Below are 12110 nucleotides of genomic sequence, written 5' to 3'. Positions count from 1 at the left end.
TGTGCATCGCGGTGACCGGCGTGGTCTACCACACGGTCCTCGCCGACGCGGGGGTCGACCTGACCCCGTCCGGCGACCTGGCGAACTTCCTGCTGCACACCGTGACGCCGATCGGCACCTGGGTGGTGTGGCTGCTCGTCGGGCCGCGGCCGCGGTTCGGCGGCGCGACGGTCGCATGGTCCGTGGCGTACCCGCTGGCCTGGATCGGGTACACGTTCGCGCGGGGGGCGGCGACGGGGTGGTACCCGTACCCGTTCCTCGACGCCGGTGCCCTCGGCCTGGCCACGGCCGCCCGGAACACCGCGGTCGTGGCGGTGGGGTTCCTGGTGCTGGCGGTGCTGGTGCGGCTGGTGGAGCGCGTGCTCCCGGCCAGCCCGCGCGCGCCCGCCCCGGACGTCGAGCCCGGCTGAGGCGCACGGGTCCGCGCTCCGCCGTGTGACCAGGACGGGGTACCGCGGGGGTGTCGCGCTGGGTACGGTCGCGGGCACCGATCCCTCGAGGAGGTCGTCGATGACCCCCGACCCCGCGGTCGCCTCGTCCGCCGACGCGGCCCCGGCCGACCGGCGCGCCGCGTCCCTGCGCTCCCCCGGCGCCCTCACGGCGCTGGGCGCGGCGCTCGGCGCCCTCCTGTTCGCGCTGGTGTCGTTCCACGCCGCCGTCGCCTTCCTCGGCGACGGGACCGGCCGCGACGTCGCGGTGGTCGTCGTCATGCTGCTCGCGGCGGGGGCGACCGCCCTCGCCGCGGCGCGGCCACCGCTCGGGCTCGCGATCGGCGCGGTGCAGATCGTCCTGATCGTGGTCGGGGCGTGGCTCCGCGCGCGCGGAGCCACCGCCGTGGTCCTGCCGGCGCCGTTCGACGTGGGCGTCCTGCTGACGCACGGATCCTGGAGCCCGGTGGTCCCGGCGGTGACCGCGGCGGTCCTGGCCGCGGCGATCGTCTCGCTCCGCGCCTCGCGCCGGCCCGCCCCCGGCTGAGGCGCGCCGAGGTCGCCGGTTCCGCCCGACACGCCGGTGCGACACGCCGGGGTCGGGCGCGGAACCGGCGACCTCGGCGCCGAGCGCCCCGCGCGCGCGCTACAGCTCGATCGCCGGCCAGTCCGCGAGGTCGGCGCGCATCGCCCGGTCGTGCGTCGCCACCACCACGGCCGCGGACGTCAGCCGCAGCGCCTCCGTGAGCTCGTCGACCAGCGCGATCGACAGGTGGTTCGTCGGCTCGTCGAGCAGCAACACGTGCGGGGCGGCCACGAGCGCCGCCGCGAGCTCGAACCGCCGCCGCTGCCCCACGGACAGCTCGCCGAGCGGCCGGTCCAGGTCCTCCTCCTCCAGCAGCCCCAGGGCCGCCACCGGCAGCACGTGCGCGGGGTCGAGGGCCCCGGACCGCAGCAGGTCCAGCGCCCGCCGCGCGGCCGCCTCGAACCCCGTGGTCGCGAGCCGCGCCGGGCTGTCGTCGTCCTGCACCAGCACGCCCAGCCGGACCCCCGGCGCGACCGCGCGGTGCCCCCGGTCGAGCGGCGTCCGCCCGGCCAGGGCGCCCAGCAGCGTGGACTTCCCCGCGCCGTTCGCGCCGGTGACCAGCAGCCGCCCGGCCGGCGGCAGGTCGACCCGCACGCCCGGCAGGTCGAGGCGGCCCTCGACCCGGGGCGCGCGCAGCTCCAGCAGCGGCCCGCCCGCGTAGCCGCCCGGGATGCTGGGCAGGTCCGGGAACGCGAGCGCCGGCGGCGGCACCGGCACCTCGACGGCCTCGGCCTCCAGCTTCTGCACCAGGCGGTCGGCCGCCTTCACGTGGATGCGCGCGCGGGTGCCGCGGCGGTGCTTCTGCGAGCCCTTGGGCGGGCGCCACTCGTCGGACAGGCCCTCGTACGACTCGTCGAGCCGCTGCGCGAGCTTCGCGGCGCGCTTGCGCTCCTGGGCGTACCGGGCCCGCCAGCGGCGCAGCGCCTGGTCCTTGGCGAACCGGTAGGTGGCGTACCGGGTCGCCCCGTACAGCACCGGGCGGCCGTCCATCGACGGGTCCAGGTCGAGGATCGCGGTCATCACGTCGTCCAGCAGCCGGCGGTCGTGCGTCACGATGACGACCACGCCCGGCCACTGCTGCAGCTGCGCCGTCAGGTACTCGATCCCGCCGACGTCGAGGTGGTTCGTGGGCTCGTCCAGCAGCAGGACGTCGGCGCGCTCGGCGACGTGGCACGCCAGCCGCGCGCGGTAGGCCTCCCCCACGCTCAGCGTGTCGAGGCGGCGGTCCGGGTCGCGGGGCGCGCCGAACCGGGTCAACGCCTCGTCCACCCGGCGGTCGACGTCCCAGGCCGCGAGCCGGTCGACCGCGGCGATCGCGTCGCTCAGCGCCCCCAGGTCGCCGCCCTCGTGGTCGAACCCGGCGACGACCTCGTCCAGCCGGTCCGCCGCGGCGCGCACGTGCGCCGCGGTCCGGCGCACCAGGTCGCCGACCGTCGACCCCGGCGGCACGTCGAGCTCCTGCTGCACGACCGACACCGACCCGGACCGCCGGACCTCGCCGGCGGTGGGCGCGAGGTCGCCGGCGAGCAGCCGGAGCAGCGTCGTCTTGCCGGCGCCGTTCTCGCCGACGACCCCGACCCGGTCGCCCGCGGACGCGGACAGGCCGACGCCGTCGAGGACGGGCCGCCCCGGGTACCCGAAGGTCAGGCCGTCCGCGACCAGGTGGACGTCAGGCACGCGGCTCCCGGCCGAGCACGGCGACGACGGCGGGCACCAGCGCGCGGAACGCCTGCCCGCGGTGCGAGATGCGGTTCTTCTCCTCCGGCGCGAGCTCCGCGCAGGTCAGGTCGCCGCCCGCGGGGACCAGGATCGGGTCGTACCCGAACCCGTGCTCGCCGCGCGGCGCCGTGGCGAGGGTGCCGACCAGGTGGCCGAGCTCGACGTGCTCCTCGCCGTCCGGGGTGACCAGCGCCGCCGCGCAGGTGAACCGGGCCGCGCGGTGCTCCGGGGCGATGTCCGACAGCTGCGCGAGCAGCAGGTCGAGGTTGGCCCGGTCGTCGCCGTGCCGGCCGGACCACCGGGCGGAGAAGATGCCGGGGGCGCCGCCGAGCACGTCGACGGACAGGCCGGAGTCGTCCGCGACCGCGGGCAGGCCGGTGTGCGCCGCGAGCGCGCGGGCCTTGATCAGCGCGTTCTCCGCGAAGGTCACGCCGTCCTCGACCGGCTCGGGCGCGCCGACGTCGCGCGCGCCGACCACCGAGGCCGGGTCCAGCCCGGGCAGGGCGGGCACGAGGATCGCGCGGAGCTCGCCGAGCTTGTGCGCGTTGTGCGTGGCGAGGACCAGGCGGGCCGGGCCCGTCACGCGGTCACCGCCGCGGCGCCCGCGCCCCCGCGCACGGTCACGGTCTCGCCGGCCGGCAGCGCCAGCACCTCGCGCTGCACGCGCGCGAGCTCGGACGTGCCGACCAGGGCCAGGTCGAGCAGCGAGTCGAGCTCGGCGCGGTCGAACGGCGCGTGCTCGGCGGTGCCCTGCACCTCGACGAAGCTGCCCGAGCCGGTGACGACCACGTTCATGTCGGTGTCCGCGCGCACGTCCTCCTCGTACGGGAGGTCGAGCACGGGCCGGCCGCCGACGACGCCGACGCTCACGGCCGACACCGAGTCGCGCAGCACGACCTTGCGGGCGTCGACGGAGCCCTGGGCGATGCCCCACGCGACGGCGTCCGCGAGCGCCACGTACGCGCCGGTCACCGACGCGGTGCGGGTGCCGCCGTCGGCCTGCAGCACGTCGCAGTCGAGCACGATCGTGTTCTCGCCCAGCGCGGCGACGTCGATGATCGCGCGCAGCGACCGGCCGATCAGCCGGGAGATCTCGTGCGTGCGGCCGCCGACCTTGCCGCGCACCGACTCGCGGTCGGAGCGGGAGGAGGTGGCGCGCGGCAGCATCGCGTACTCGGCGGTGACCCAGCCCTCGCCCGAGCCCTTGCGCCAGCGCGGAACGCCCGCGGTGAACGACGCCACGCACAGCACCTTGGTGCCGCCGAACTCGACGAGCACGCTGCCCTCGCCCGCGTCCAGGTAGCGGCGGGTGATCGCGATCGGGCGGAGCTCGTCGACGGCGCGGCCGTCGGCGCGGGGGGCGCTCGGGCGGCCGGTCGCGGGCGCGGCGGAGGTGGTGACGGTGGGGTCGGAGGTCATCCCCCGAGCCTAACGACCCGCGCCGGACCTCAGAGCGCGACGACCGTCCCCGGCCGGGCCAGGTCCAGCGGCCCGTCGTACGCCGCGGCCGCCTCCGCGAGGCTCTCCGCCGGGTCGTTCCACGCCACCAGGTGCGTGAGCAGCAGCCGGCGGGCGCCGTTGCGCTGCGCCGCCAGCCCCGCCCGCCGCCCGGTCAGGTGCACCCCGCGCGGGGCGCCCGGCGTCGACTCCAGGTAGGCCGCCTCGGCCAGCAGCAGGTCGGCGTCCGCGGCGAGCGCGTCCAGCCCCGGGCAGTCGTCGGTGTCGCCGGTGTACGCCAGCGTCACCGTGCGCGCCGGGTCGGCCTCCGACGGGCCGGTGACCCGGAAGCCGAAGGCGGGCACCGGGTGCTCGACGGGCACGGGCTCGATGGTCAGGGGCCCGACCTGCACCGGCTCCCCGGCGCGCCAGGTGCCGAGCGCGAGGTGGTCGGCGGTGCTGGTCGCCGGGTCGTGGCCGGACAGCTGCGCCAGCCGCTCGCGGACGCCCTCGGGGCCGTGCAGCGGCAGCGGCGTCGGGCGGGCGCCGCGCGGGTCGTACCGCAGCATGACGCCCAGCACCACGACGTCGGCGACGTGGTCGGCGTGCAGGTGGCTGATCGCGACCGCGTCCAGGTCGGCCGGGGCCAGGTGCCGCTGCAGCGGGCCGAGCGCGCCGTTGCCCAGGTCGAGCAGCACGTTCCAGGTCCGGGTGCCGCCCGCGCCGTCCGGGCCCTCGGCCTGCACCAGGTAGCACGACGCCGCCGAGTCCGGGCCGGGGAACGAGCCGGCGCTGCCGACGACCACGAGCCTCATCCGCGGGTGCCCCTTCCGCTGCGTGTCGGCGCACCGACGTCCGACGGCGGCCCAGGGAGCCATGATGCCGTGCGGGGCGGCGCGGCGGGCGGCCGTCGGTCCCGGCGGGGACGTGTCGCTCGTCACGGGGGCCCGGCGGCGGGCGGCCCCGGCGGCGCCGGGCGGGCCCGCGTCAGCGCAGCGCGCCGCGCGCCTCCACGTGCCGCACCTCGGGCCCGAGGAACCGGCGGGCCAGCGTGGCGAACGAGTCCGGGTCGCCCGTCGCGAGGAACCGGTGCTCCGGCGGGCCGGCGGCCGGGTCCCGCTCCAGGTCGTGCGCCACCAGCAGGCGGTACACGTCCTTGGCGGTCTCCTCCGCCGAGGACACCAGCGTGACGTCCTCGCCCATCACGTAGGAGATGACGCCGGTGAGCAGCGGGTAGTGCGTGCAGCCGAGCACCAGGGTGTCGACGCCGGCCTCCTTGACCGGGCGCAGGTACTCCTCGGCGACGCGCAGCAGCTCGGGGCCCGAGGTCACGCCCGCCTCGACGAACTCCACGAATCGCGGGCACGCCTGGGTGGTGAGCTGCACGCCCGGCGCGACGGCGAACGCGTCGTCGTACGACTTGGACTTCACGGTCGACTCGGTCGCGATCACGCCGATCTTCCCGGTCCGGGTGGCGGCGACCGCCCGGCGCGCGGCCGGGAGGATCACCTCGACGACCGGCAGGCCGCGGCGCAGCGTGTACCGCTCGCGGGCGTCGCGCAGCACGGCCGAGGACGCGGTGTTGCACGCGATGACCAGCATCTTCACGCCGGCGTCGACCAGGTCGTCCATCACCTCGAGCGCGTGCGCGCGGACCGCGGCGAGCGGCTTGGTGCCGTACGGGGTGTTGAGCGTGTCGCCGATGTAGAGCACCGACTCGTGCGGGAGCTGGTCGATGACCGCCCGCGCGTTGGTGAGCCCACCCACCCCCGAGTCGAAGATCCCGATGGGTGCGTCGTTCACGGCACCGATCCTAGTCCCGCCCGCCGGGCGCGTCCGGCAGGTCGGCGAGCAGGCACGCCATCAGCGTCTCCTGCCACCAGCCGAGCGCGAGGAACACCGAGCCGAGGTACTGCCGGGCCTGCCCGGCGGCGTCCGACGGTCGGCCGCGCACCACCTCGTGCTCCAGCCGCTCGCTCGCGTCCTCGTCGGTGACGCCCAGCCGCTCGCCCAGCACCAGGCGGACGTCGGTCAGCGTGGCCGCGAGCGCCGGGGCGCGGTCCGTCGTGACGCGGACGACGGCGACCGCCTCGTGCCGGCCGCGCGACCGGCGGCGGCGCCGGTGGGGGTCGTCCTCGCCGGCGGCGGTCCCGGCGGCGGTTCCGGCGCCGGGCTCCGCGTCGCCGTCGTGCCCCAGCGCCTCGACCGTGAGGGCGTCGAACAGCGCCGCGAGCCGGTCGATCTTCTGCTGCCGCAGGTCGTCCTCGGTCAGGCGGCGGAACTCCGCGGTCACCTCGGCGTCGTCCCGCGAGGCGTCGGGCAGCAGCCGGTGCACGGCCGGGTCGTCCGGCGCGGGCAGCGGGTCGAGCCGCAGCCGCATCGCGAGCGCCGCGGGGTCGTGCGCCGCGTCGCCGGCCCCCGCCGACGGCCGCGCGCTGCCGGTCTCCCGCGCGCGGTCCTCGAACCGCCCGCCGCCCAGCAGCTCCGCCACGTCGGCGACCACGGTCGCGAGCACCTCGCGCTCGCCCGGGTCGACCTCCGCGACGAGCTCGTCGCCCTCCCGCCGGAACGCCCGCACCTAGGCGTCGCTCCGCTGCAGGGTGGCCCACAGGCCGAAGGAGTGCATGGCCTGCACGTCCACCTCCATCTGCTCGCGGTTGCCCGTCGACACCGCGGAGCGGCCCTCCTCGTGCACCTCGAGCATCAGCTTCTCCGCCTTCTCCTGGGGGTAGCCGAAGTACGACCGGAAGACGTAGGTCACGTACGACATGAGGTTCACGGGGTCGTTCCAGACGATCGTGACCCAGGCGTCGGCGAGCTGCCCGTCGGTGCGGACGGTCTCCTCGGGTGCGATCTCCACGGACACCCGACCACTGTAGGTGCCGTGGCGGGGCGCACCCGGCGGCGCGCATCCGCAGGTCGGCGCCTACCGTGTGCACATGAGCGCACCGACCTCGTCGAGCACCGCCCTGCTGACCGACCGCTACGAGCTCACCATGCTCCAGGCCGCCCTCGCGGACGGCACCGCCGGCCGCCGGTGCGTGTTCGAGGTGTTCACGCGGCGCCTCCCGCACGGCCGCCGCTACGGCGTGCTGGCGGGCACCGGGCGCGTGCTGGAGGCGCTGGCGGACTTCCGGTTCGGCGCCGCGGAGCTGGACTGGCTGTCCCGCGAGGGGGTCGTCGACGACGCCACGCTGGAGTACCTGTCGACCTACCGGTTCACCGGCTCGGTCCGCGGCTACGCCGAGGGCGAGATGTTCTTCCCGCGCTCCCCCGTGCTGACCGTCGAGGGCACGTTCGCCGAGGCCGTGCTGCTCGAGACCGTCGTGCTGTCGGTGCTGAACTACGACTCGGCGATCGCGTCCGCGGCGTCCCGGATGACCAGCGCCGCGATCGGCCGGCCGGTGCTCGAGATGGGCGCCCGCCGCGCGCACGAGCAGGCCGCGGTCGCCGCCGCGCGGGCCGCCGCGGTCGCCGGGTTCGCGGGCACGTCGAACCTGGAGGCCGGGCGCCGCTACGGCCTGCCGACGATCGGCACCGCCGCGCACGCCTTCACGCTGCTGCACGACGACGAGGAGGCCGCGTTCGCCGCGCAGGTCGCCTCGGCGGGCCCGGGCACGACGCTGCTGGTCGACACCTACGACGTGCGGCGCGGGGTCGAGCGGGCCGTCGCCGCGGCGGGCACGGGGCTCGGCGCGGTGCGGCTCGACTCCGGCGACCTCGGGGTGCTCGCGCAGGAGGTCCGGGCGCAGCTCGACGGCCTCGGCGCGCGGGACACGAAGATCGTCGTCACCTCCGACCTGGACGAGTACGCGATCGCGGCGCTGGCGGTCGCGCCCGTCGACTCCTACGGCGTCGGCACCTCCCTGGTGACCGGGTCCGGCGCACCGACCTGCGGCATGGTCTACAAGCTCGTGGCCCGCGAGGGGTCCGAGGGCCGGCTCGCGCCGGTGGCGAAGGCGTCGAAGGCCAAGGAGTCGGTCGGCGGCCGGAAGTCGGCGGCCCGGCGGCTCGACGGCGACGGCCGGGCGGTCGAGGAGGTCGTGGTGGACGGCCCCGACGAGGCGGTGGCGTCGTGGGCGCCGTCGGAGGACGACCTGCGCGCCCTCGTGGTGCCGCTCGTGACCGACGGCGAGGTGTGCCCCGGCTGGACCGGTCCCGAGGGCGTGGCGGCCGCGGCGGCCCGGCACGCGGCGTCCCGGGACGAGCTCCCGCGCGGCGCCCGGCGCCTGTCGGCCGACGAGGCGGCGATCCCGACGGTCACGCTCACGCTCTGACCGCCCCCGGACACACGACGACGCCCGCGCTCCAGGGGGGTGCGCGGGCGTCGTCGTGCGTGGTGCGCTGTCGCTACACGCGGGCCTTGCCCCGGCGCAGCAGCCCGAGGATCAGGCTCACGACGAGCACGGCGATACCGATCCAGATGAGGACCTTGGCGGCCTCGACCGCCACGCCGATGATGAGCAGCACAGCACCGATGATGATGAGGATCAGCCACGTGGGCATCTGACGGCTCCCTTTCGTCCTACGGCATCGCGCCACCGGGGGTTCTCCCGGTGAACGCGCTGTTCAACGGGGATGACGATGGCACCGATCCTGAGGTTCGGCACGTCGAACGGCCGGGTTGCGGAACGGGCGCGGGGTGGTACACGCGGCGCGCTGACCTGGGGGTTCGCGGCCGGTGTGACGTCGGTCAGCGCTTGCCGACGAACCAGCCGCGCAGCATCGACACCCGGGCCTCGAGCTGCTGCGGGTCCGCGAGCGCGACCTCCGGACCGCCGCACCGGCGCCGCAGCTCCGTGTGCACCGCGCCGTGCGGCTGGCCGCTCTTGCGCGACCAGGCACCGACCAGCTGGGCGAGCTCCTTGCGCAGCTCGGCCTGCTTGCGGTGGTCCATCTCGGCGCGGTCCTCGGCCGGCTGGGCCTTCGACCGCTTCGCGCTCTGCTGGCTGGCCTGGCGCTGCCGGAGCAGCGTCGTCACCTGGTCCGGGTCGAGCAGGCCGGGCAGCCCGAGGAAGTCGAGCTCCTCGTCCGAGCCGACGTCCGCGCCGGTGCCGAACTCGCCGCCGTCGAACAGCACGCGGTCGAACGACGCCTGCGCCTCCAGCGCCTCGAACGTGCCCTGCAGGGCGTCCGAGCCCTTCTCGGCCCGGTTCGCCTGCGCGACCAGCGCGTCCTCGGGGTTGTAGCCCTCGCCCTGCTCCTCCGCCGTCAGCGGGCGGTCCAGGGCGTGGTCCCGCTCGACCTCCATGCTGTTCGCCAGCGCGAGCAGCGGCGCGACGCTGGGCAGGAACACCGACGCCGTCTCGCCGCGCTTGCGGGCGCGCACGAACCGGCCGATCGCCTGCGCGAAGAACAGCGGCGTCGAGGTGCTGGTGGCGTAGACGCCGACCGCGAGCCGCGGGACGTCGACGCCCTCGGACACCATGCGGACGGCGACCAGCCAGCGGTCGTCGGAGTCCGAGAACTCGTCGATCCGGGCGCTGGCGCCGTCGTCGTCGGACAGCACGACGGTCGGCGACTTCCCGGTGAGCCGCGCGATGTGCCCGGCGTAGGCGCGGGCGTCCGTCTGGTCGGTCGCGATGATCATGGCGCCGGCGTCCGGCACCGTGCGACGGACCTCGGTCAGCCGGCGGTCGGCGGCGGCGATCACGGACGGGATCCACTCGCCGTCCGGGTTGAGCGCCGTGCGCCAGGCCTGCGCGGTCATGTCCTTGGTCAGCGGCTCGCCGAGGCGGGCGCTCACCTCGTCGCCGGCCTTGGTGCGCCACCGCATCGAGCCCGAGTACGTGAGGAACAGCACGGGTCGGACGACGTGGTCGCGCAGCGCCTCGGAGTACCCGTAGGTGTAGTCGGCCTTGCTGCGGCGGATGCCGTCCGGCCCGCGCTCGTACTCGACGAACGGGATCTGGGCGGTGTCGCTGCGGAACGGGGTGCCGGTCAGCGACAGCCGGCGCGTGGCGCCCTCGAACGCCTCGTGCACGGCGTCGCCCCAGGACAGCGCGTCGCCGCCGTGGTGCACCTCGTCGAGGATCACCAGCGTGCGGGCGGCCGTCGTGCGGGCGGCGTGCAGCGCGGGCTTCGACGCGACGCCGGCGTAGGTCAGCGCCACGCCGTCGAACCCGTGCCCGTGCCGGCCCTGGGAGTTCTTGAAGTTCGGGTCGAGCTTGATGCCGACCCGCGCGGCGGCGTCGGCCCACTGGTGCTTGAGGTGCTCGGTGGGCGCGACGACGGTCACCCGCCGCACGATCCCGGCCTGCAGCAGCTCGGTCGCGATGCGCAGCGCGAAGGTCGTCTTGCCCGCGCCCGGCGTCGCGACCGCGAGGAAGTCCCGCGGCTCGGTCGTCAGGTACTGCTCCAGGGCCTCGGCCTGCCAGGCACGCAGCTTGCCCGCCGTCCCCCAGGGCGCACGCGCAGGGAACGCCGGGGGCAGCTGCGATGCTGCCGACGGCGAGGCGTGCGTGCTGGGTGCGGAGGCGGGGCGGTCCGCGGCGCTCACTGTCCGCCGGAGGAGTCGCCGGACCCCTTGCCGCGGCCGAAGCCCCAGCGGCGTCCGCCGCCCGAGCCCTTGCCCGAGTCCCCGTCGCCGCCGTCCTGCGGCTCGCGGAGGCCCTCGTAGATCTCCTTGCACACCGGGCACACGGGGAACTTGTTCGGGTCCCGGCCTGGCACCCAGACCTTCCCGCAGAGCGCGACCACGGGCTTGCCGGACATCGCCGACTCCATGATCTTCTCCTTGCGCACGTAGTGCGCGAAGCGCTCGTGGTCCCCGGGCTCGGCGGTCTGCTCGGCGGGCCGCTCGAGCAGCCCGGTCCCCGCGCCGGTGCCCGGGTCCGACAGACGGTCCGGCTCGGTGCTCGGCGGCAGGGGCTCACTCATGCCCACCACTCTACGCGGCGCCTCCGACGCCCCCGCGGTCGCGCCGAGGTCGGCACTCCGGTGCCGAGTTCGGCACCTCCAGCTGCCGAACTCGGCGTCAAAGTGCCGAACTCGCAGGTCCGCGCAGCAATCGGGCGGCCCGGGCGGCGACGTCGGTGGGCGTGCGGAGGTCCTGCCACGTCACTCGCAGGAGTCGCCAACCTCTCTCCTCCAGCGCGTCCTGGCGGCGCTTCTCGGCGAAGACCGCGCCGGTGCTGGTGTCGCCGAACGCGCCGCTGTACTTCACCTGCCCGTCGAACTCCACACCCACGCGGCGTTCGCGCCAGCCCATGTCCACGACGAACGATCCGAGCCGCGTCGAGACCGGCACCTGGGTCTCGGGCCGGGGCAGGCCGCCGTCGAGCAAGGCCCATCGCGTCAGGCTCTCCCCCGGCGTGGCGGCACCCGGGTCCGTCCGTTCGAGGATCGTCCGCGCCCCGACGACGCCCCGTCGCCCGTGCGCGCGCGAGAGCAGGCGGCCGACCTCCTCCGGGTCGAGCCCGGCCCTCGCCGCGCAGTCCGCGATGACGAGCGCCGCGTCACCCGGCAGGGTGCACGCGCAGTCGATGACCGTCCTCGCCAAGGTGGTCACGGGGTACCCGTGCAGGACCGTGCGCTGCTCGGGCGGCAGGCTCACGACGTGCCGCGCCAGGAGCGGGTCGTTGCGGGCGCTCGGGCGCGACGATTGGACGATGTGTGTGCGACCCGACAGCCGCACCGCGTCGAGCCCCCACACGAGGGCGGCCGACTCGTGGCTGAACACGAACGGGACCCGCAGCTGGGCGTGCACCGCACCGATGCGCTCCCACGCCCGCAGGCGCGCGTCCCGGCCGGCCCCCTCCCCCGCGCACGAGGGTGCGTAGGCACCACGCCGGATGCGGCGCAGCTCGTCCCGCGCGACGGACCGCCGGATCGCGCGCGGCGAACGGGACGCCGCGAGCACGACGTCGAGATCGGGTGGCGGCGAGAGGGTCGGCGTCGGGTCCATCACGGCACCCTGCCCCGCGAGCACCCGCACGCCG

General features: G+C 76.2%; 14 protein-coding genes. 3 read left to right on the top strand and 11 right to left on the bottom strand.

What is annotated here, in order from left to right:
- Together VER05_RS02795 and VER05_RS02790 are read left to right on the top strand one after the other, a co-directional pair.
- A partial coding sequence (locus tag VER05_RS02795) for a Pr6Pr family membrane protein (RefSeq protein WP_324843873.1) occupies window positions 1-410 on the top strand: 410 nt, incomplete at its 5' end.
- 100 nt (window positions 411-510) lie between these two features.
- Window positions 511-975 (top strand): hypothetical protein, encoded by a 465-nt coding sequence (locus VER05_RS02790; RefSeq protein WP_324843872.1) that lies wholly within the window; start codon window positions 511-513, stop codon window positions 973-975.
- Between the two features lie 99 nt (window positions 976-1074).
- On the opposite strand, the gene VER05_RS02785 is transcribed toward VER05_RS02790, so the two are convergent.
- From VER05_RS02785 to clpS, 7 genes are all read right to left on the bottom strand, one after another.
- Window positions 1075-2691: an ABC-F family ATP-binding cassette domain-containing protein gene (locus tag VER05_RS02785; protein ID WP_324843871.1), complete on the bottom strand. Its 1617-nt coding sequence runs from the start codon at window positions 2689-2691 to the stop codon at window positions 1075-1077.
- The gene (gene rdgB, locus VER05_RS02780; protein ID WP_324843870.1) at window positions 2684-3316 is read right to left on the bottom strand and encodes an RdgB/HAM1 family non-canonical purine NTP pyrophosphatase; all 633 of its coding nucleotides are present in this window, start codon (window positions 3314-3316) and stop codon (window positions 2684-2686) included. Before rdgB ends, VER05_RS02785 begins: the two co-directional genes overlap by 8 nt.
- A complete protein-coding gene (gene rph, locus VER05_RS02775; protein ID WP_324843869.1) occupies window positions 3313-4152 on the bottom strand; it encodes a ribonuclease PH in 840 nt (279 codons plus the stop codon). The genes rdgB and rph overlap by 4 nt, the downstream gene beginning before the upstream one ends.
- 29 nt (window positions 4153-4181) lie before the next feature.
- A complete protein-coding gene (locus VER05_RS02770) occupies window positions 4182-4985 on the bottom strand; it encodes an MBL fold metallo-hydrolase (protein ID WP_324843868.1) in 804 nt (267 codons plus the stop codon).
- Window positions 4986-5157: 172 nt separating this feature from the next.
- Window positions 5158-5973 (bottom strand): glutamate racemase, encoded by an 816-nt coding sequence (gene murI / locus VER05_RS02765; protein ID WP_324843867.1) that lies wholly within the window; start codon window positions 5971-5973, stop codon window positions 5158-5160.
- A 10-nt stretch (window positions 5974-5983) separates the two neighbouring features.
- The gene (locus VER05_RS02760) at window positions 5984-6748 is read right to left on the bottom strand and encodes a DUF2017 family protein (protein ID WP_324843866.1); all 765 of its coding nucleotides are present in this window, start codon (window positions 6746-6748) and stop codon (window positions 5984-5986) included.
- Window positions 6749-7036 (bottom strand): ATP-dependent Clp protease adapter ClpS, encoded by a 288-nt coding sequence (clpS, locus tag VER05_RS02755; protein WP_414647537.1) that lies wholly within the window; start codon window positions 7034-7036, stop codon window positions 6749-6751. It abuts the gene before it with no gap.
- Between the two features lie 73 nt (window positions 7037-7109).
- On the opposite strand from clpS, the gene VER05_RS02750 reads away from it, so the two are divergent.
- Window positions 7110-8447 (top strand): nicotinate phosphoribosyltransferase, encoded by a 1338-nt coding sequence (locus VER05_RS02750; RefSeq protein ID WP_324843865.1) that lies wholly within the window; start codon window positions 7110-7112, stop codon window positions 8445-8447.
- Between the two features lie 73 nt (window positions 8448-8520).
- Here VER05_RS02750 and VER05_RS02745 read toward each other — a convergent pair whose 3' ends face one another.
- The 4 genes from VER05_RS02745 to VER05_RS02730 all read right to left on the bottom strand — a co-directional run bounded on the left by VER05_RS02745 (window position 8521) and on the right by VER05_RS02730 (window position 12106).
- Window positions 8521-8676, bottom strand: a complete 156-nt coding sequence (locus VER05_RS02745; RefSeq protein WP_324843864.1) for a hypothetical protein — start codon at window positions 8674-8676, stop codon at window positions 8521-8523.
- Between the two features lie 187 nt (window positions 8677-8863).
- A complete protein-coding gene (locus VER05_RS02740) occupies window positions 8864-10669 on the bottom strand; it encodes a DEAD/DEAH box helicase (protein ID WP_324843863.1) in 1806 nt (601 codons plus the stop codon).
- Window positions 10666-11049, bottom strand: coding sequence for a DUF3039 domain-containing protein (locus VER05_RS02735; RefSeq protein WP_210417289.1), 384 nt, complete (start codon window positions 11047-11049; stop codon window positions 10666-10668). Before VER05_RS02735 ends, VER05_RS02740 begins: the two co-directional genes overlap by 4 nt.
- A 97-nt stretch (window positions 11050-11146) precedes the next feature.
- On the bottom strand, window positions 11147-12106 hold the full coding sequence (locus VER05_RS02730) for a hypothetical protein (protein ID WP_324843862.1): 960 nt from the start codon (window positions 12104-12106) through the stop codon (window positions 11147-11149).
- Between the last annotated feature and the right edge of the window lie 4 nt (window positions 12107-12110).

Source organism: Cellulomonas sp. (assembly GCF_035634735.1).
In the GTDB taxonomy this organism is placed as follows: domain Bacteria; phylum Actinomycetota; class Actinomycetes; order Actinomycetales; family Cellulomonadaceae; genus Cellulomonas.
Note: the sequence above shows the minus strand (reverse complement) of the source record. Positions and strands in the feature narration are given on the sequence as shown.

What these genes read in the sequence shown, in the direction of transcription:
- VER05_RS02790 (WP_324843872.1), top strand. Translation starts at nt 511, where the DNA reads ATGACCCCCGACCCCGCGGTCGCCTCGTCCGCCGACGCGGCCCCGGCC.
- rph (WP_324843869.1), bottom strand. Translation starts at nt 4,152, where the DNA reads ATGACCTCCGACCCCACCGTCACCACCTCCGCCGCGCCCGCGACCGGC.
- VER05_RS02770 (WP_324843868.1), bottom strand. Translation starts at nt 4,985, where the DNA reads ATGAGGCTCGTGGTCGTCGGCAGCGCCGGCTCGTTCCCCGGCCCGGAC.
- VER05_RS02750 (WP_324843865.1), top strand. Translation starts at nt 7,110, where the DNA reads ATGAGCGCACCGACCTCGTCGAGCACCGCCCTGCTGACCGACCGCTAC.
- VER05_RS02745 (WP_324843864.1), bottom strand. Translation starts at nt 8,676, where the DNA reads ATGCCCACGTGGCTGATCCTCATCATCATCGGTGCTGTGCTGCTCATC.
- VER05_RS02735 (WP_210417289.1), bottom strand. Translation starts at nt 11,049, where the DNA reads ATGAGTGAGCCCCTGCCGCCGAGCACCGAGCCGGACCGTCTGTCGGAC.